The organism is Nostoc sp. 2RC (genome assembly GCF_014222165.1).
Lineage (GTDB): Bacteria > Cyanobacteriota > Cyanobacteriia > Cyanobacteriales > Nostocaceae > Nostoc > Nostoc linckia.
Genome location: NZ_JACKZU010000116.1, coordinates 1 through 21,310, shown reverse-complemented (window position 1 = coordinate 21,310; position 21,310 = coordinate 1). Strand labels below are relative to the sequence as shown.

At 41.9% G+C, this 21,310-nt stretch carries 12 protein-coding genes; 10 read left to right on the top strand and 2 right to left on the bottom strand.

Annotation, left to right across the window (positions count from 1 at the left end; genetic code table 11):
- Nucleotides 1–939 precede the first annotated feature (939 nt).
- On the top strand, nt 940–1,524 hold the full coding sequence (locus GNE10_RS15105) for a hypothetical protein (protein WP_099069180.1): 585 nt from the start codon (nt 940–942) through the stop codon (nt 1,522–1,524).
- A gap of 303 nt (nt 1,525–1,827) precedes the next feature.
- On the opposite strand, the gene GNE10_RS15100 is transcribed toward GNE10_RS15105, so the two are convergent.
- On the bottom strand, nt 1,828–2,769 hold the full coding sequence (locus GNE10_RS15100; protein WP_185565877.1) for an N-acetylmuramoyl-L-alanine amidase: 942 nt from the start codon (nt 2,767–2,769) through the stop codon (nt 1,828–1,830).
- A gap of 706 nt (nt 2,770–3,475) precedes the next feature.
- Between GNE10_RS15100 and bchH the strand changes: the two genes are divergently transcribed.
- From bchH to GNE10_RS15075, 5 genes are all read left to right on the top strand, one after another.
- Nucleotides 3,476–7,174 (top strand): magnesium chelatase subunit H, encoded by a 3,699-nt coding sequence (gene bchH / locus GNE10_RS15095; RefSeq protein ID WP_185565876.1) that lies wholly within the window; start codon nt 3,476–3,478, stop codon nt 7,172–7,174.
- Nucleotides 7,175–7,587: 413 nt separating this feature from the next.
- A complete protein-coding gene (locus GNE10_RS15090; RefSeq protein ID WP_185565875.1) occupies nt 7,588–9,129 on the top strand; it encodes a glycosyltransferase in 1,542 nt (513 codons plus the stop codon).
- Nucleotides 9,130–9,469: 340 nt separating this feature from the next.
- Entirely contained in the window at nt 9,470–11,416 is a 1,947-nt protein-coding gene (locus GNE10_RS15085; protein WP_185565874.1) for an ATP-binding protein, read from the top strand.
- Between the two features lie 229 nt (nt 11,417–11,645).
- A complete protein-coding gene (locus GNE10_RS15080; RefSeq protein WP_185565878.1) occupies nt 11,646–12,593 on the top strand; it encodes a DUF3445 domain-containing protein in 948 nt (315 codons plus the stop codon).
- A gap of 130 nt (nt 12,594–12,723) precedes the next feature.
- Entirely contained in the window at nt 12,724–12,954 is a 231-nt protein-coding gene (locus GNE10_RS15075) for a hypothetical protein (protein WP_185565873.1), read from the top strand.
- A 189-nt stretch (nt 12,955–13,143) separates the two neighbouring features.
- Here GNE10_RS15075 and GNE10_RS15070 read toward each other — a convergent pair whose 3' ends face one another.
- Nucleotides 13,144–14,160 (bottom strand): TrkA family potassium uptake protein, encoded by a 1,017-nt coding sequence (locus GNE10_RS15070; RefSeq protein WP_099069193.1) that lies wholly within the window; start codon nt 14,158–14,160, stop codon nt 13,144–13,146.
- A gap of 513 nt (nt 14,161–14,673) precedes the next feature.
- On the opposite strand from GNE10_RS15070, the gene GNE10_RS15065 reads away from it, so the two are divergent.
- The 4 genes from GNE10_RS15065 to GNE10_RS15050 all read left to right on the top strand — a co-directional run bounded on the left by GNE10_RS15065 (nt 14,674) and on the right by GNE10_RS15050 (nt 20,674).
- Nucleotides 14,674–15,957 (top strand): aspartate aminotransferase family protein, encoded by a 1,284-nt coding sequence (locus GNE10_RS15065; protein WP_185565872.1) that lies wholly within the window; start codon nt 14,674–14,676, stop codon nt 15,955–15,957.
- Nucleotides 15,958–16,359: 402 nt separating this feature from the next.
- A complete protein-coding gene (locus GNE10_RS15060; RefSeq protein WP_099072954.1) occupies nt 16,360–16,998 on the top strand; it encodes a hypothetical protein in 639 nt (212 codons plus the stop codon).
- A 357-nt stretch (nt 16,999–17,355) separates the two neighbouring features.
- Complete coding sequence (locus tag GNE10_RS15055; RefSeq protein WP_185565871.1) at nt 17,356–18,162, top strand: pentapeptide repeat-containing protein; 807 nt, start codon at nt 17,356–17,358, stop codon at nt 18,160–18,162.
- A gap of 805 nt (nt 18,163–18,967) precedes the next feature.
- Nucleotides 18,968–20,674, top strand: coding sequence for a fasciclin domain-containing protein (locus GNE10_RS15050; RefSeq protein WP_099072823.1), 1,707 nt, complete (start codon nt 18,968–18,970; stop codon nt 20,672–20,674).
- Nucleotides 20,675–21,310: the final 636 nt, after the last annotated feature.

Here is a 21,310-nt window from a genome sequence, read left to right as displayed (position 1 = left end):
ATGTATGATATATGATATCTATTTGTAGTATATTATTTTTTTAGAGAAAAATATAACAATTATCAAAGCATGTTTGAAAAGTCATTTTATTGATAAGTAGCTCAACCTAAAAAAACGTCATACGTAATGTAAATAAATGTAGTGGCGTGGCAAGACTAAAATGTTGTAATAGATTTTATTGTGGGATGGGTGTCCTCACCGTTGGTGTCAAGTTAACGTAAAACCCTTGTAATGACGTTAGAGCAAACTTACTCAATTACTAACTAATCCCCAGTCATCCCACCCCCAATATGGTTCGGTTAAAGGGAAAAGGGTAAAGGGGAAAGGTTTCAAATACATCCAAATCCCCTTACCCCGGTTGGTGAGCTTGCCTGTCCTGAGCTTTGTCGAAGGGTCGAACCATTAACCTTTTCCCAGACCACAAGGTAAGTTCATACTGCTTATCCGAACCGTATTGATCCCACCCCGGCTTTGCTAGCGCAAAACCTCCCCTCCCCCCAAGCGGGGAGCAGGGTGGTTTCATACAAAGAAAGAAAAAACTTTGTGCAGTTGGTTAGATAGGGCACGTTGTGTTTGAGGAATAGTTCGCAAACCAAGTTTGCGGGCGATCGTAATGAAAAAGTTGTGTAAGATAGACCAATTGACAGGAGCATTGCCACCACGATGTGGTGGAAAGCCTTAATTCCTTACTTTTTCCTACCTGCATTTCTCCTCCTACACACCCTGGAGCATCCAGAAGTTCCACACTGGTATTTCTGCTGTCCCCTATCTGATAAGCATTTTACTTACTTATCTATGGCTTTTTTAAATACCAACCCTTGAAAGATGCTCCATGCCCCATACGACTATCCACTGTTGCTATGGAAATGACCCAACAATGTTACTTTTCCCCCACAATTGGGATTAATAAAGTCATATTTTCTTGTCTAGTCCAAAACTATGCAATATCCTCTGGAACTCACCTTTAAATTGTGGGCATTGGCACCACAAATATCTGTTGTTGATGCTCAAAATAATTTGATTTTCTATGTTAAACAGAAACTCTTCAAGCTCAAGGAAGCAATTACAATCTTTGCGGATGGAGAGCAAACTCGTCCCTTATACTACATCAAAGCAGACCGGATTATTGACTTCTCCGCACGGTATGACTTTACCGATAGTAATGGTAGTTACATTGGTTCAGTAAAACGACGGGGATTAAAATCTATTTGGCGTGCGCGTTATGACATTTTTGATGGCGAAACCACTACTTTGAACATCCAGGAGAAAAACCCGTGGGTGAAAGTTGCTGATGCCCTGTTTGCAGAAATTCCAATTCTGGGTTTGTTCACTGGTTATGTTTTTAATCCAGTGTACTTGGTGAGCCGAGATGATGGCACAATTGTGATGCGTTTGGAGAAAATCCCCACTTTCCTCTCTAGAAAATTTATCATCAAAGCTGTGGATCAACTCAGCGATCGCCAAGAACAGCAAATTTTATTAAGTTTGTTAATGATGCTACTGCTAGAACGAAACCGTGGTTAGTCACACTCAAAGTTGAAGCATAAAGTATGAAGTATGAACTACAAGACACCAAGTTTTGGGGAACTCTAAAAAATAAACCTCTTGCAATCAATTGCTTTTTGCACCTTTGTGGTCAAAGGTAAAAGGTTAATGGTTCGACAAGCTCACCAACCGGGGAAAGGGAAAATACCAAACATGCACCCCCTTTTCCCGACTTCTGCAAGAAGTCTAATAAACAACAATGGTAGTTTGCTGGTGACTGTGAATTGTTAACAGTGAACAGTTAACTCATTCTTCATACTTTAAACTTCAAACACCTTGGGTTTAACCAATTAATTTCTGCCAACTAGCAGGCCCAACAATTCCATCGGCTTCCAAACCGTTTTGCCTTTGAAAGTTCTTAATTGCAGCTTCTGTTTGTGGCCCGTAAACACCATCAACTTCAACACTTACACGGTATTGTAAGTATCTGACAACTGCACCTCCAGCGTGGTTTACCCGAATGATTCGTTTTGCCAAAATTACATTTATGGCATTCCAGGTATTTGTATCGGCAATTCCAATAGGCTGCACTCCGATAATAGTCTGAAATTTTTCTGTGGCAGATTTGGTGTTAGCGCCGTTGATGCCATCTTCCACTAAGGTTTTACCATTTTTATCAGTTACTTTCAGTCGATTTAAGTTTTGTTGCAGTCTCTTAATAGTAGTATCTATATTGTCTTCTTCGTCTGGTACTGGGGTAACTGGGCTTGTTGGCAGTGTACCAGTTAAACCTTTGACGATGGAATTAGCCATTGCTTCTGGATTAAAAAGATTCATATCTTTTGCCGAATCAATAAAGCAACACTCTATAAGAATGGCAGGCATATTTGTATTTTTGAGAACATACAAATGGGAACCACTTTTAACACCGCGATTAAAAAATCCCAATTTGACGATTTCATCTAATACAGGTTTAGCAATTTTTCTTCCGGCGTCACTGGTTGCATATACTTCTGTGCCATTAGCTTGTCCGTTAAAGGCATTAAAATGAATCGAGACATAAGTATCGACTCTACTGGCGTTGGCTGTGGCACATCTTTTTGAAAGTGATTCGGTGACTGTGTTAGCACTACTTGGTTTACATACTACAACGTCATGTCCTAAAGCTCTCAACTTGGTTATAACTCTATTGCCGACATCTAAAGTTAAATTATCCTCAACTTTGATTCCTCTAGCTCCCGTGTCTGGTGGACAATTATGGCCGCTATCAATTCCAAATTTCATGATTCCATCCTCAATTGACTTCTGTTTACACTAGTCCAAAACTTTTAAAATTATAAATAAAAAATTTTGTTAATACTTGTTTTTCAAGTTTTTTTTTGAAAAATATTGCATTATTTTAAGCATTAGTAACCTGACATAAAAATAAATTTATATGCCAAAGGTAATCAAAGATTTTTAGGTTAAATCCAGTGATTCGAGAAAGAAAAATTGCTAGAAAAAACACAACCCTCATAATTTATCAAAATCGAGAATCACCTAGTAATTCTTGCAATAAATTGAAATGCAGCAATTACCCCCATTATTCAGATAATAACGCTTGTTAAAAGTAGAAAGCTATGACAAATGTACTTATAGGAATCTGGTTTGATTGAAAGAACTACTCATAGAGACACAGAACACCGAACAGGTAAAAAGACCCAAAAATGTTAGGTGGGGTTGGGTAAAGGTTAAAGGGAAAAGGGTAAGGGATTTAAAACCTTTCCCCTTTCCCCTTTCCCCCGCTAAGTTGCCTTGGCGTACTACTAGCTTCACACAAATCAAATATGAGTCCTATCGTTGAATCATCCTTGAGTAGTATTTGAAAATTTTCCAATAGCATTTCTCCCATCTCCCCAGAGTTAGAATTACCTTTGACAACGCAGATTAGTATAACAATCAGCTTGGAAGCGCGTTTAAAATTTAAGTGAAGAAAAATTTCCTTATGGGCATGAAACGCATCGTCTTGGTTGCTGGGTTTGAATCATTTAACGCCGACTTATACAGAAAAGCGGCTTTTTTGGCTAACTCCGGCTGTCCCCAGTTGGATATTCGGGTATTTAGCGATCGCGATCTTACAAGCAAGCGCCAGGAAGTACAAGCAGCACTCGATGGCGCGGATGTGTTTTTTGGTAGCTTACTATTTGATTATGACCAGGTTGTGTGGTTGCGCGATCGCATTGCCCAAATTCCCATCCGACTGGTGTTTGAGTCAGCCTTGGAATTAATGAGTTTAACCAAACTGGGGGATTTTGCCATTGGCGATAAACCCAAAGGAATGCCCAAACCAGTTAAATTCATCCTCGATAAATTTAGCAACGGAAGGGAAGAAGACAAACTCGCTGGTTACATCAGCTTCTTAAAAATTGGCCCCAAACTCCTGAAATACATACCAGTACAAAAAGTCCAAGACTTACGCAACTGGCTAATTATCTATGGTTACTGGAATGCCGGCGGTTCTGAAAACGTCGCTTCATTATTCTGGACACTGGCAGAAAAATACTTGGGTTTAAAAGTCGGCGACATTCCCCCGCCAGTGGAAACGCCGAATATGGGATTACTGCATCCCGACTATCCTGGGTTTTTTGCATCGCCCCGTGAATATTTGGAATGGTATCAAAAAGAAAGCATAGAAAAAATTTCCCACTCTCCAGTTATAGGCATTCTTCTTTACCGCAAACACGTTATTACAAAACAACCATACATTCCGCAATTAATTCGCCGTTTTGAAGCAGCCGGGTTAATTCCTTTGCCGATTTTTATTAACGGCGTGGAAGGACATGTGGCGGTACGAGATTGGATGACAACGGACTATGAAATTGGGCAACGAAAATTAGGTAATATCGAAACGCCCTCACTTTCAACTGAAGCAGTAAAGGTAGACGCGATAGTTTCCACCATTGGCTTTCCTCTGGTGGGTGGCCCTGCTGGTTCAATGGAAGCGGGCCGTCAGGTAGATGTAGCAAAGCGCATCCTCACTGCCAAGAATGTACCTTATATTGTTGCAGCACCACTATTAATTCAAGATATATACTCCTGGACGCGTCAAGGAATCGGCGGCTTGCAAAGTGTCGTCTTGTATGCTTTACCAGAATTGGATGGCGCAATTGATACCGTTCCCCTTGGCGGTTTAGTGGGCGAAAACATTTATTTAGTTCCCGAACGGGTGCAGCGATTAATTGGTAGGGTGAAAAGCTGGGTGGCTTTGCGGCAAAAACCTGCATCGGAACGAAAAATAGCCATCATTTTATATGGCTTTCCTCCAGGTTACGGGGCTGTGGGTACAGCTGCATTATTAAATGTCCCCCGTAGCCTTTTGAAGTTTCTTGCTGCACTCAAAGACCAAGGTTACACCATTGGAGATTTACCAGAAGATGGCGAAGAATTAATTCGCTTGGTAAAACAAGCAGATGAATCTCTAAATGACCCAAATAATATCCCCGCGTCCCCCCATCCACGTGTCCCCGCGTCCGTCAACGTCCGCACATTAGAAAAATGGCTGGGATATCTGCGAACATCTCGCATTAAAAAACAATGGAAATCTCTCACGGGAACTGGTATTAAAACCTATGGTGATGAATTCCAAATTAATGGTGTGCAATTAGGAAATGTGTGGATAGGCGTACAACCACCATTGGGAATTCAAGGCGACCCCATGCGGTTAATGTTTGAACGGGATTTAACCCCCCATCCCCAATATGCTGCTTACTATAAATGGCTGCAAAATGAGTTTCAAGCTGATGCCATAGTTCATTTTGGAATGCATGGCACTGTGGAATGGTTGCCTGGTTCTCCTTTGGGAAATACTGGCTATTCTTGGTCGGATATTTTGTTAGGAAATTTGCCGAATCTATATATCTATGCTGCCAATAATCCTTCGGAGTCGATTTTGGCAAAACGTCGCGGCTATGGTGTGTTAATTTCCCATAATGTACCACCTTATGGACGTGCAGGTTTGTATAAGGAATTAATGGCATTGCGAGATTTAATCTCGGAATATCGAGAAGATACCCAAAAAAATTATGCTCTCAAGTCGGTGATTTGTAAGAAAATTGTGGACACTGGTTTAGATACAGATTGCCCCTTTGGAGATGCGAAAAAGTTGGGGATTGCCTTGAGTCCGGAAAATATTCGCATGTTTAGCAATCATGCTTTTGAAGATTATTTGGTGGAGTTGTATGAATATTTGCAAGTTTTAGAAAATCGGTTGTTTTCTTCGGGGTTACATACTTTGGGGGAAAAACCGAGTGAGGAGAAATTGGCTTCGTATTTGGAGGCTTATTTTGGGGAGGAGGAAGGAAGAAACGAACCACAGAGAAGCAGAGAACACCGAGAAGAGGAGGAGAGATTAATCAGGGATTTGTTAATGCAATCTACGGATGAATTAACGAATTTGTTAAGGGGATTGAATGGAGAATATATTCCGCCTGCACCTGGTGGTGATTTGTTGCGGGATGGGGTTGGTGTGTTACCAACTGGGAGGAATATTCATGCTTTAGATCCTTACAGAATGCCTTCGCCTGGGGCTTATGAAAGGGGAAGGGAAATTGCGAAAAAGATTATTGCCCAGCATTTGGCAGAATATGGCAAATATCCGGAAACTGTGGCGGTGATGTTATGGGGATTAGATGCGATTAAAACCAAGGGTGAATCATTGGGAATTCTGTTGGAATTGGTGGGGGCTACACCTGTAAAGGAAGGAACTGGGCGAATTGTTCGTTATGAATTAAAACCTTTGGCGGAAGTTGGACATCCCCGCATTGATGTGTTGGGAAATTTATCGGGAATTTTCCGCGATAGTTTTGTGAATATTATTGAATTGTTGGATGATTTATTTCAACGGGCGGCTGATGTTGATGAATCGGAAGAAGAAAATTTTATTAGAAAACATGCTTTAGTTTTGCAGGCGCAAGGTGTAGATAATGCGTCAGCGAGATTGTTTTCTAATCCGGCGGGTGATTTTGGTTCTTTGGTGAACGATAAAGTAGTTGATGGTAATTGGGAATCTGGTGAAGAATTGGGAAATACTTGGCAAAGTCGGAATGTTTTTAGCTATGGTAGAAACGATAAAGGTCAAGCGAGACCGGAAGTTTTGAATGCATTGTTAAAAACAAGCGATCGCATCGTTCAAGAAATCGATTCGGTAGAATATGGTTTAACTGATATTCAAGAATATTACGCTAATACCGGCGGTTTGAAAAAGGCAGCAGAAAAACAACGCAATCAAAAAGTCACAACCAGTTTTGTAGAAAGTTTCTCCAAAGATACTACCCCCCGCAATTTAGACGATTTACTCAGAATTGAATATCGCAGTAAATTAGTAAATCCCAAATGGGCCGAAGCAATGGCTAATCAAGGTTCGGGTGGTGCATTTGAAATTTCTCAACGCATGACGGCGTTAATTGGTTGGGGTGGTACTGCCGATTTTACCGATAATTGGGTTTATGACCAAGCGGCTGATACTTATGCCTTAGATGCAGAAATGGCCGAGAAATTACGCCAAGCAAATCCCGAAGCTTTCCGCAATATTGTAGGCAGAATGTTAGAAGCACACGGCCGTGGTTTTTGGCAAGCTGATAATGAAAAATTAAATAAGTTGCGCCAATTATATGAATTAACAGATGAAGAATTAGAAGGGGTGGTAGTTTAATTCAGTATCAAGAATATAGGATTCGTATTTGATTTTTGAAAAAAACTCAGTACACTTTGATTTCTTCTTGCCTATTCCCTGTTCCCTGTTCCCTCCCTATGCAAATAATTTCATGAATCAAAGCGGATTCCTATAGTAGAAGTTAGCGATCGCCATAGGATTTATACCATTGGGTATATGTACGCCAGGTACAGTAGCGATTAACTTAAGCATAGGAAAATGCGCGGATTGGCCGGGTTGAAGTTGAAGGGAATCAATAAAAGCCCTTTGACTGATTTCTCATTTGTATTTGTGTACACCTTGGCTATTTGTGTTTTTGAGTCTTGAGAGTTTTAACAACTTCACTAAAGTGTTCTGCTGCCATGTTTGGCAAAAACCTCTAGTAGAAATTAATTTGTATTAGGAAGTGGGCGATGCACATTGGATTTCTCAACCCTCAAGGCAATTTTGATTCTGGTAATAGTCACATAACCAAACACCCAGATTTTGGTGGTCAGCTGATCTACGTTAAGCAAGTGGCTATAGCCATAGCTCAGCAGGGACACAAAGTTGATATTATCACCCGTCAAATTATTGACCCGGAGTGGCCAGAATTTGCTGAAGTAATTGACACCTATCCAGGGGTAGATAATGTCCGGATTATCCGATTAGCAGCCGGGCCAAAAGAATTTTTACCTAAAGAGTTATTGTGGCCTCATCTGGTTAAAGATTGGGTAACCAACATCTTGCAATTCTATCAACAAGAGGGCGGCTTACCCGATGCCATGACTGCCCACTACGGTGATGGAGGACTGTGTGGTGTTTTGATTGAGGAAAAGGCAGACATACCTTTTACCTTTACCGCTCATTCTCTCGGCGCTCAAAAAATGGACAAACTAGAGGTCACTCCGGAGAATATTACAGAAATCAACGAACAATTCCACTTCAAATATCGCATTTTAGCCGAACGCTTGAGTATGAATCGCTCGGCTATTAATATCACTAGCACGCGACTGGAACGTTTTGAACAGTATTCTCATCCAGTTTATAGTGGTGCAGTGGATGTAGACAACGACGATCGCTTTGCAGTGATTCCACCAGGAGCAGATTTTTCGATTTTCGGTGCCAAGGCGCGTTCCGAAAACGAGGAGGCTACCCAGGAATTCATTCAGGAGCGATTAGCGCGAGATATTGCCCAGTCACGTCAAGATTTGCCAGCCATCATCGCATCTAGTCGATTAGAACTGAAAAAAAATATATTAGGTCTGGTGCAAGCCTTCGCCATGAGTCCCACACTCCAGGAACGAGCTAACTTAATGTTACTCACAGGGGGACTGGACGATCCTTTACGAGAGGCGGCTGGCGACGACATAACCGAGGAAGTATTAGCCCCCATTCGAGAGGTAGTCAAAGAAAATGACTTGTGGGGAAAAATCACTGCATTTGGCTTGCCAAATCAATCTCAAGAATCACTAGCAGCAGCATATCGATTTATGGTTAAACGCCGTTCGGTATTTGCCCTGACTGCACTCTACGAACCCTTTGGACTTGCTCCCTTAGAAGCAGCAGTAGCAGGTTTACCGGTGGTAGCAACCAAAAATGGCGGCCCTAGCGAAAGCTTGCGACACAGAAATAAGGAATATGGCGTACTCGTTGACCCAGAAGATCCTGCTGATATTGCGCGGGGCTTGGAGCGGTTGTTATGTGATGTCAACGAGTGGGAGTATTTTGCCCAAGCTGGTCAGCAACGAGTGTTAAAGACATACACCTGGGAATGTACTGCTGAAAACTACCTGAATTTGCTTGAACAAATTGTGTCTTCAGCAAAAACCCGCCCCCGCGCTGAATTCCTTCCCATCCATTCCTACTTCCGTAATCCACAATCCCACACTGATGTTTCTTTGGCAGAATTGAGTGACCTTTACTTTGCATCTAACCAAACATTACTAAGTACACCTAGTGGTTCATCGCATTAGTTACGAGGGGTCAACTCATTCTTAATTTTTCTTCCTTTGCGCTCTTTGCGTCCTTTGTGGTTCGTTTTTTTACCCTCAAAATTAATGGGACAGACCATTAGTAGTCTATGTCATTAATTTTGTAGAAAAAAATGTTCGTAGTCAGGACTTTAGTCCTTGATTTTTAAACACTAAAGTGCTTACTACGAACCTTTTAGAATTCAGGACTTATACCATTTCACTTTATTTGTGATATGAATACGAGCGTAAGGGCGTAGGCTCTGCCTTCCCGCAGGGTACGGCTCTATGAACTGGGTGGAACTGGTTTTATCATAGGCGATTATCGGAGTTCTCAAGCCTTATGAAAACATCCCCCATATCCCATTGGCATCAAGAAAACCTTGCTACACTCATTCAAGCTACTGGCTATATCCGTCAATATCTAGAAAATAAGCTGGAAAATAAAGCGCCACAGCCCCTAACCACCGAAACAATATTACCTACATCGGCCTTAGCAAATTTATGTCGCCTGTTCTACCTCACGGAATTTGAACGGGATATCCTGCTTCTATGCACTGCTTTAGAAATTGACCCCACCCTCGGCCAACTATGTGCCAAACTCCAGGGAAATCCACAACTAAATTATCCTACCCTTGCCTTAGCTTTAACCACTTTTCCCCAAGCTAGTTTGTCTGTGGTTTCTGGGCAAAATCCCTTACAATCCTGGAAATTAATTGAAATTGGTACGGGCTTTACCCTCACCCAAGCCCCCCTCCGCATCAATCCACGAATTCTCAGTTATCTTGTGGGAGAAGCAGCTTTTGACGAGCAATTAATCGGTTTTGTTCATCCCCTTCCCCTCCACCTTCAGCAAATACCCTTAGCTCCCTCCCAGGAAAAGATTGTAGAACAATTAGTTGCTATTTGGTCTGAGCTTTCCTCCTCTTCTTTGGCGTTGCAATTGTGTGGTGGGGAAATAACTGCTAAATATGCCATTGCCAAAGCTGTATCGATTCGCCTTGGCTATAATTTGCATGTTATGTCTGCGGTGGTGCTTAGCCAATCGCCCAACGAAATTTACCAAATTAAACAACGTTGGGAAAGGGAAGCGTTATTAAATAATAGTCTGCTGTTACTTGAGTGCGATGATATTTTCCCCAACGAACCAAAACCTGCTTTCCCTGTTTCTCAGTTTGTGGAACATCTGCAAACACCTGTGATTATTTCCAGTGGACAACGACTGCACGCTAAACAAAATCATCTGATTACCTTTGATGTACCCCAACTCAGCTATCAAGAACAAGCAGGAATTTGGGCAACCCATCTTGGTACAGCAGCCAAACAATTTAATGGAGAAATTACTAAGTTAGTATCCCAATTTAACCTCAGTAACGCCACCATTCAAGCAGCTTGTTTGCAATTCCAACTTCAAAAAGCACCTGAAACTTTTGATACTAACTTACTGTGGGATTTTTGCCGCCATCAAGCCCGCCCTCACATCGATGGTTTAGCCCAACGCATAGATACATCCGCCACTTGGGATGACTTAGTGTTACCAGAACAACAACGCCAGGTACTTGCAGATATGGCTACTCAACTGCGACAACGAGCGAAAGTTTACCAAGAATGGGGTTTTGCTGGCAAAGGTAGCCGTGGTTTAGGGATTAGCGCCCTCTTCCACGGGGAAAGCGGAACTGGTAAAACGATGGCAGCAGAGGTATTAGCAAATCAATTTCGTCTCGATCTTTACCGCATCGATCTTAGTGCCGTAGTCAGTAAATATATAGGTGAAACAGAAAAGAATTTAGAGCGTATATTCACAGCAGCGGAAACCGGAGGAGTAATCTTGCTATTTGATGAAGCAGATGCTTTATTTGGCAAACGTACAGAAGTTCAAGATAGCCGCGATCGCCATGCCAATGTAGAAGTATCTTATTTACTCCAACGTATGGAAGCATATCAAGGTTTGGCGATTTTGACCACAAATTTAAAAAATGCTTTAGATTCTGCTTTTCTACGCCGTATCCGCTTTCTAGTTGCCTTTCCCTTCCCAGAAGCCTCCTCACGTAGTGAAATTTGGCAGCGCATTTTCCCCCCTCAAACACCCACCCAAGGTTTAGACTACGAAAAATTAGCACAACTCAAGGTTGCTGGCGGTAATATCCGCAATATTGCCATGAATGCCGCTTTTACAGCAGCCGACACCGATGAACCAGTGATGATGAAACACATCCTACAAGCCGCACAACGGGAGTATCTCAAATTGAAAAGATTATTAAATGATGAGGAAACCAAAGGATGGATTTAGTACGAATAAAACACTCGTTAACCGATTAGATTGTTGACCGTTGACTGTTGACAGTTAACAACCACGCTAGTGTAGTTAGGGGCTTGCGCTTATCAGAACCTCTACCCCTTCTTTTATATTGGAAATTGAAAAATCAAAAAAAGATTATAAATTTGTGTCTCTAAACAACTTGTTCCAAGAAGTTAGGACAGTGGAAGCTGTTGATAATGCGGCTTACTACTTTCCCCTGATGAGTGGACGCTATGAAGTTAAGCCAGGGATGATGCCCTTTGGTTGCTGTTTAGGTAACACTCAGGTTGATGAGCAGGTATTTCAAATTGATGATAATTTTAGCGACTACCGTCAAGCTAAGCTTTTAGCTCGTGAGGAAAGATTGAGTAAGTATTACCAAACTTGCAATTATTCTCAAGCTGTGGCTAGTGCGATCGCTCGTTTAATAATTAATCGTCTCACCCAAGAACATCCAAGTTATTTTGAGTGCGAAAAGTTAATAAATAACACCCTCAAATTTCATAGCCGACTCACCAAAGAAACACTTTATTTCGATGCACAGCTACAGTTACAAAAAGTTGAAGGTAGCCAAGTTGTGCCAGCTTACGCTTCTACTCTTGATGCTTTAGCAGCACAGGTGCAGGAAGATTTAGGAATTATTTGTCGTTTAGCTGATGGTAACAACTTCTTGAGTGCAGTCCATCTGTGCTATCCCAACCACTGGTCAGCCGAAAAAAAAATTGGTCAGGATTTTGCCAAAATACATGCACCGGTGGCGGGTATGGAAAAAATAAATCGCCGAGGGAAAGCGATCGCTAATACAATGATTACCCACAAACCTATGGTGCGTTTTGCTTGGGGTTTGAGTACCGATACCCGCCTCAACCACCATCCCGAACCACCGCCTAATGTGTCAGTTAGCCAATGGCAAGGTAGAAACTTTGATTTGCAAAATCCCAGGCTTTATCTGCGAATTGAGCGACAGGTAATTTGGGGAATACCAGAATATGAAGCAGCGCTGTTTACTATTCGTACTTACTTTAGAGATTGTGCTGTAGTTAAAAAAGATTCAATATTAAATTCTAAACTTTATGCTGCAATTGAGTCTATGACACCAGAATCATTAATTTATAAAGGCTTGGTAGAAAGTAAAGTTAGTATTTTGCGCTGGTTAGAGGATATTTAATATATATGAAAAATGCCCAAAACATATTCTGGGTAAGGATTATGAGCCGTGCCGTCCTATGGCTTGTAATCAATTCGGGTCTAATATATAATTTTTCTAACCAAAATAGCTGTAAAAAGTATTATTTAAAATGAACAAAATAAATGTAGAAAATTTTATCACAAAAGAAAATTTGGTAGAACTAGACGACAAAACCGCTGCTATGGTCTACGGAGGCAGTAGTTATTCTTTTGATGAATCTTTAGCTCGTTTAAACAATGCATTTAATGAAGCTATTTCTAGAGGTATACAACTTGAAGTTTTAAAGATTCAGAAAGGTCAGGAATTCAAGGCTGCTAATACATCTATTGACCAGAAATAAAAAACGGGAGCATCCCAATGGAAGCAAATTTACCCAATTAGAGAATAATCATTGCAAATGGAGCGTTTAGTATAAAAAAGCAAATTACAGCAGGAAACAGGGAACTCTTAACGAGGAACAGGTTGAAAGTCTCCTGGTATATGGCTTTGTTTTGAACATTTGTACCTCATTTCCCTGAAATCTGCTGTATCAGCTATTTTTCGGTCGTCGCAGTTGTTTATAATTAATGGGGCCGAGAATTTGGTTGAGGTTACGCAACTGCTCAGCTGTACCCATACCAATTAGTCGGTCTCCCGGCATTAACACTGTATCGCCAGTGGGGCCGCCGATTAAAGTACCATCAAGGCGGCGAATTGCCAGCACTAATGCCCCAGTTTGCGATCGCAATCTCGCTTTTTGTAAAGTTTGACCCACGAAAGGACAAAAGGCGGGGTCGAGTAAAAATTCTTCCATGTACAACTGGCGGTCTGCACCTGTCAAAATTCCATCTACAAAGTCCAAAACCTGAGGTCTCAGAGCCGCAGCCGCCATCCGCTTTCCACCAGTAATATATGGTGAAATTACTTCATCTGCACCACCACGTTGTAACTTTTGTAATGCTTCTTCCGTACTGGCGCGAGCGATCGCCCGAATTTCTGGATTAAGTGTTTTTGCTGATAAAACAGTATATAAATTTTCAGCATCAGAAGGCAGCGCCGCCACCAGACAAACTGCTCTTTGAATGCCCACCTTCAAAAGTGTATCATCTAACGTTGCATCACCTTGGTATACCGTATAACCCTCTGATTGCGCCCTTTGCACAGATTCCATCTCCGAATCAATGACTACAAAGGGTACACCTTCTGCTCGAAATTCCTTGGCAATTTGACGACCAGTCCGACTAAAGCCACAGATAATGTAGTGTTCTGACAGGGATTCCATTAACCGCCTCTGTTGTTGTAGTCGAATTCCTTGTTGAAAGTAGCCTTCAATAATTGCTTCTGTAAATCTGTTGACAATGTAACCGATATTGACTACACCCAACAAAATCAGGGCAATTGTAAACAACCGTCCTCGGCTACCCAATGGATGGGTTTCTCCATATCCCACGGTAGCTAAGGTGATGACCGTCATATAAGCTGCATCTTCCCATGACCAGCCCTCCACTAACGAGTACCACAAAGTGCCAATTATGAAAACACCACCAAGAGCGATCGCCCCGGCTATCAACTGCTTTTGGATACGTTGATATTTTTGCTCAAGAGTTGAGAATGACGTATAAATAATACTTTAGGCCTATATTTTTGAGTTTTGTACTAACTTTATAGTATTTATCCTCACGAGCAAAGAACATAAACAACACCTTGAAAGCCTGAAAATCTTCCTTCCCCTTTCCCCTTTCCCCTTTTCCCTTTCCCCTTTCCCCTTCCCCAAAACCAAAAGGGAAGTTCATACTACTTATCTAAGCCGTATTGAGCGATCGCTCATCACTCAACAATCAATTTTTTTTCATGACGCAGGTGCGTTAACATCAACATAGTGTCTAGCTATATTCTCGACCCAAAAGTAGACAAAGCCTACACAGTAAAAGTTTGCGTAAAATCCTACGTGCCCATTAAATTCAAAACCCTGGACGATTTACAAAACCATTAGGCTTTTGCACAATAAAAAGTAATTTTTTGAGATTTCTAGGAAACTAGTAAATAACTATATGATGAAAAACTTTCAGGAGGAGCGGTAGTGAGCTTACAAACTCTAGTTGAACAAACCACCATCCCCCCAGATTCAGGGTCAGTAACATCTAGTCCTTTTGATACAGATAGCTTTAACCAAGCTGTCATGTCTACCTATGGGCGCTTTCCCTTAGCCTTAGAACGGGGTGCTGGGTGTCGGGTTTGGGATACACAAGAACGCGAATATTTGGATTTTGTGGCGGGAATCGCCACTTGTACTTTAGGACATGCCCACCCAGTGATGGTAGAAGCGGTGACGCGCCAAATCCAAAAGCTGCACCATGTCTCTAATTTGTACTATATTCCCGAACAAGGTGAATTAGCACAATGGCTCGTTGAACATTCCTGTGCCGATCGCGTCTTTTTCTGCAACTCTGGAGCTGAAGCTAACGAAGCGGCCATTAAATTAGCCAGAAAATACGCCCACACGGTATTAGACATTAAAAAACCGATTATTTTAACTGCCAATGCCAGTTTCCACGGTCGGACTTTAGCAACAATTACCGCCACAGGGCAACCGAAGTATCAAAAATACTTCGATCCTTTAATGCCTGGGTTCCATTACATAAATTACAACGATATTAATTCTGTGGAACTGGCCATCAGCGAGTTGGATGAAGGCGATTATCGTGTAGCAGCGATTTTAATTGAGCCTTTGCAAGGAGAAGGCGGCGTGCGTCCAGGAGATGTTGCTTACTTCCAAAAATTACGGCAAATTTGCGACGAAACCGGAATTTTGCTGATTTTTGATGAAGTGCAAGTCGGTATGGGACGCAGTGGTAAGTTATGGGCTTACGAACATCTGGGCGTAGAACCAGATATTTTCACCAGTGCTAAAGGCTTAGGCGGTGGTATCCCCATCGGTGCAATGCTGAGCAAAAAATTCTGCGATGTTTTTCAACCAGGAGAACACGCTAGTACCTTTGGTGGCAATCCTTTTGTTTGTGGTGTAGCACTCAGTGTTTGCCAAACATTAGAGCGAGAAAATATCTTGCAGAATGTCCAAGACAGAGGCGAACAGCTACGAACTGGATTAAAAGCAATGGCGGCTAAATATCCCGATCGCATTAGCGAAGTGCGGGGTTGGGGTTTAATCAATGGTTTAGAGTTGCGAGGTGACATTGCACTCACCGCAGCCGATGTGGTCAACGCTGCTATCCAGGAGGGTTTATTGCTCGTACCGGCCGGGCCAAAAGTTGTCCGATTTGTGCCTCCGTTAATTGTCACAGAAGCGGAAGTCAATACTGCTTTGCAAGCTGTGGAGCGAGCAATAGCGATCGCTATCAAATAAGCAACCTGTAAAATTTTGATTGGTAGTTTCTGCTTGGATACAACACATCAATCAATAGACATATCCGAAAATCAATGTGGAGACGTAGCAATGCTATGTCTCTGCAAGGGTTTCGGGTAACGCAGAATTAGTTTCAGCAAATATCTAAATATCAGTTTGAGTGCCCAACATCATAAATGCAAAAGGGAAAGCTCCATCGGCTTTCCCCTTGCTATTTGTACTTATTTTTTCAAAGAAAACTTGTACAATTATCAAGGCGGTTTTCACTAACAGGTGGTTATCAGATGTAATACCCATTTGAAAAGATTACAACCCAAATAGATACACAAGGCGATCGCCAATCTCAAATCCACAATTGCATCAGATTTGATAACTTTTACCTCATGACTGGAGACCAAAATCTTGGGAATAGAACTACGCAGTTTCGTGTTTCTCGACAGCCTGCAACCTCAACATGCAGCATATATGGGAACTGTAGCCCAAGGTTTCTTACCATTACCAGGAGATACATCACTGTGGATTGAAATCTCACCTGGTATCGAAATTAATAAAATAACAGACGTAGCCTTGAAAGCCGCTTCTGTGCGTCCGGGAGTCCAGGTAGTTGAACGCTTGTATGGGCTGTTGGAAGTTCATTCTGGCTCCCAAGGTGAAACGCGAGCCGCTGGCCAAGCCATTTTGGCAACACTGGGAGTCCGAAGAGAGGAATGTCTCAAACCGCGTGTTGTTTCCAGCCAAATTATTCGCAACATCGACGCTTACCAAACACAACTCATCAATCGCACGCGCCGAGGACAGCTGCTATTAGCAGGACAAACGCTATATGTATTAGAAGTAGAACCTGCCGCTTACGCCGCCTTGGCTGCCAATGAAGCAGAAAAATCCGCGTCAATTAACATCCTTGAAGTACAAGCCGTAGGTAGTTTTGGCAGGCTTTACTTGGGTGGAGAAGAACGAGATATTCTCGCAGGTGCAGCAGGAGCATTAACAGCCATTGAAAGCGTACCTGGTCGAAATCGTCAAAGTGGGCGTCAGGAATGAAGAGTGGTGAATGGGAAGTGGGGGCAATACTTGTCGGTTAAGGGGGAAAGGGAAAGGGGAAAAGGGAAAGAAAAAACCTTTACCCCTTACCCTTTAACCTTTTCCCCAAACCAAATTCCAGTTTAAAATCCTTAACCGAGCAGTATTGGAAGTGGGGGGACAAGGGAGACAAGAAAGACAAGGGAGACAAGAAAGACAAGGGGGACAAGGGGAACAAGGGGAACAAGAGGGACAAGGGGGACAAGAGAGACAAGGTAGATGAGAAGAATAACTCATAACTCATAACTCATAACTCCTAACTCCTAACTCTTAACTCCTAATTCCTAACTCAGCACTAATAATGGTAAAGGAGAGAAAATGGCAAATCGAGAGCATCTGAGTTTACTCAAAGCAGGTGCAGTTATATGGACTGAGTGGAGAAACCAAAATCCTGATATTCAACCAGACCTCAGCGCGGCGAACCTCCAAGGAGATAACCTCAGAGGTGCAAACCTCCAGGGGGTAAATTTGAGCAAAGCAGATTTACCCAATGCTTTACTTGTACGAGCAAACCTCAGCAATGCGGAATTCAGTGGCGCAAACCTCTACAAGGCTTTGCTGATTGAAGCTAATCTGAATTTTGCTAATTTTAGTGTTGCTAATTTGAGCGGTGCTACACTTTCACAGGCAGATTTGAGTAATGCTAATTTTATTGGCGCTGATTTGAGTGAGGCAAATCTCAGAGGTGCTATCATCGCTCATGCTAATTTGATTGGCACCGACTTAAAAAACGCTAATTTGAGAGATGCGGATTTAGATGCAGCAAAACTCATCCGGGCTAATCTTTGTTTTGCTAACCTCATTGAAGCTAACTTGATTGGGGCTGATTTGAGCGAGGCTAGTTTATACGAAGCGGAAATGTTAGGGGCTTATCTTTATAAAACCGATTTGTCTAAAGCTAATTTGACTAAAGCTCACCTGAGTGGCGCATATTTGTTATCTGCTAACTTGAATGAAGCAGACTTGAGCCAAGCAGATTTGAGTTGGGCTAATCTCAGACGTGCGAATTTGGCAGGGGCAAATCTGAGAAAAGCTAACCTCAGAGGAGCAGACTTAAGGGGAGCTAATCTGACTGGTGTCAATTTTCAAGAAGCAATTATGCCTGACTCTTCAAAGCACGATTAACGAACATTTGCTCTTTCCCCTTTTCCCCACTTCTCTTAGAAGTCTAATCTATTGCAACATTTAAGGCTTGCCACGCTACTACATTTATTGACATCTACGTATGACGTTTTTTGAGGTTGAGCTACTTATCATGTCCGGCTAATCACTTATGATTAAAATCTCTCAGCGTCCCCACGTCACTCAAATGATAAGTCTTTAAACGTACATGATATAAAATCTAATTTGTATTTCATCGCTAGTCAAAAATCTGGGATTGTTTAGTCGAAAATTTTGATTATATCGCTGATTTTCACTCTAGCATGATGAAATTTAGCATCAGCGACAACTATCTAAAGAGTGAAAATTTTAGTCCAAAGTACTGCCATTAGTTAGTTGTGTAAATTCGATAATAGCTCAAGAATATTACTTAATAGTGCTAAGACTGATTTTCCTTTCTTAAATATTAATAAATCTGATGATGCATTAAACTTGACCGCATTCACCCTTCTCGGCAATCATAAAGGCACGGCTTTAAAAGCCAATTAACGAGCGGCTAGAGTGCGATTCTAACCTGATGAAATCGCCCAACTGTAAACTGTCCTTATTATTGCAATATATTCAGATGACCACAGCATCTCATTTTATTCTTAGTGTTATCTGCGGTTATGGAAAATATAACAAAAAGTGAAAATTGAAAAGTAAAAAGCAAAAACTCATTTTCAATTCATTTCTACTGTTGAATTTTGCTTTTCAACTTTTGCATTTTACCTTTGGAATTTTGTTTTTTGCCCGGTTCCATCACTTTTTTTTCCTGGAGGATATTGTAATGTTTAATCTGTTTCGTTGGTCATCACTCAGAGTAGCTTTGCTAGTTTTGGGAATGACAACTGCTACAGTAGCTCCCATCGTAATTTCTACACCAGCTTTATCTCAAAATACTGTTCCCGATGCCACTCCATCTCCTAGTCCAGCAGCTACACCATCACCAACTTCAACAGTTAATTTATCAGATGTCACTTCAGATTACTGGGCACGTCCATTTATTCAAACTCTAGCTGACAATAATGTAATTAGTGGTTTCCCTGATGGCTCTTTTAGACCGAATCAATCTGTGACTCGTGCGGAATTTGCCGCCCTCATTCAAAAGGCTTTCGGTAATCAAAACCGAGTTCGCCAATTGAGTGCTGGTGGATTTAGTGATGTTCCTGCGGGCTACTGGGCGGCTGCGGCAATTCAAAATGCCTACGAAATTGGGTTTTTGTCTGGTTATCCTGGAAATGTATTTAGACCAAATCAACAAATACCTAAAGTAGAAGCGATCGTTTCTATCAGCAATGGTTTGGGCTTGTCTGCTAGCGATACAAGTGTTCTGAATACTTCCTATAGTGATGCTTCAGCTATCCCGAATTATGCGGTTAGTAGCGTAGCGGCAGCTACACAAGCTAATCTTGTTGTCAACTATCCAGATGTCAAACAACTCAATCCCCAACAAGCTTTAACTCGTGCAGAAGCAGCAGCACTTTTATATCAAGCTTTAGTTAGACAAGGACGCTTGCAACCCATTGCTAGCAATTTGCCAGCAGCTCAGTATGTTGTTGGTGGAGTTGGTAGTGGTACTCAAACAGGTAACGATATTGTTTCCCTGGCTGCATCCAGTAATTCTTTTAGCACACTGACTTCTTTATTAAAAACGGCCGGTTTAGCAGAAACTCTTCAACAACCAGGCCCTTATACAGTTTTTGCTCCCACTAACGATGCATTTGCCGCTTTACCTGCTTCTACCCTAGAACAATTGCAGCAACCACAGAACAGAGAAGCTTTAATTAAGATTTTGAGCTATCACGTAGTTCCTGGTGCGGTAACTTCTGGTCAACTTGCAAACGGCGAACTGAAAACCTTTGAAGAAAGACCGGTAAATATTCAAATCGATCGCGCTAACAATCAAGTGGCAGTCAATAATGCTAGAGTCATTCAAGCAGATGTCCCAGCTAGCAATGGTGTTATCCATGCAATCAACCAAGTCCTCATCCCGCCTGATATTAATCTTAGCCAGTTAAATCAGCCCCAGAATGGAGGCAATGCTAATGGTGGCACATCTGGTGTAGATGTAGGTAGAGCTACTCGCGGTGGTAGAAGCTATATCGGTGTTGCTGGTAACATTGGTTTGACTGGTGGTGATACAGCTTTGAGTGAAGGTAACTTTACAGTCATTAGTAAACTTGGTTTGACAAACTCCATATCAGTAAGACCATCAGTGCTGTTTGGCGACGATACAGTATTTTTAGTTCCTTTAACTTATGATTTCACTCCACGTGCAGCAGGTTCCGTGGGTCAACGAACTCTCAGTATAGCTCCTTACCTGGGTGCAGGCGTAGCCATTGAAGCTAATCTCGATACTGATTTTGGATTATTGCTCACTGGTGGTGTGGACGTTCCTCTGGGTACTCGGTTCACCCTTACAGGTGCTGTAAATGCCGCTTTCATGGATGAAACTGATGTCGGCTTGTTATTAGGTGTTGGTTACAATTTCTAAGCAAGCTGCTAACAGCATTCGGCATTGCACATTTCTTTGTGTTAGTTGCTAACTGTTGACGGTTGACAGTGAACCGTAAATCGTCAACAAAAGACTTCTAAGAGAAGTCGGGAAAAGGGGAAAGGTTTGGTATTTTCCCTTTCTCCAATAAACATGCATCCCTTTGACCACAAGAGTGCAAAAGTGCTTTTTGCACTTTTACTCCATGAACACGGTGAGCGCAAAGCGCACGCTACGCGAACACAACCAAGGAATGAAAATATTTCTTCCCCAGTCCTTATTTTCAAGCTAGGTCTAAATTAAAGAAGGGACTGTGCAGTTTAAAAGCCTAATAATTTATTATAAGCGCCCAAATAAAGGGCGCTTTTTTTCTGTAGGGTAGTAAGCTGTGTTGTCTTACAACCTTTAATAGCGTGCTAACCTAAAGTTTAAACTTCCTTGCAAAATTTTCTATCGTTGACGAATACAACAGATTGCAACTTGGTGAGTTACAGATTATCGTAGGTCACACAGCTGTCATTAGTGTCAACTTAAGCTTAAACGCTTGTTCCACAGCCGTTTTACCCCACCCCTCAATCCCCTCCCCGCCTGCGGGGAGGGGAGGTTTTGGCTTTAGACAAAACCGGGGTGGGGTGA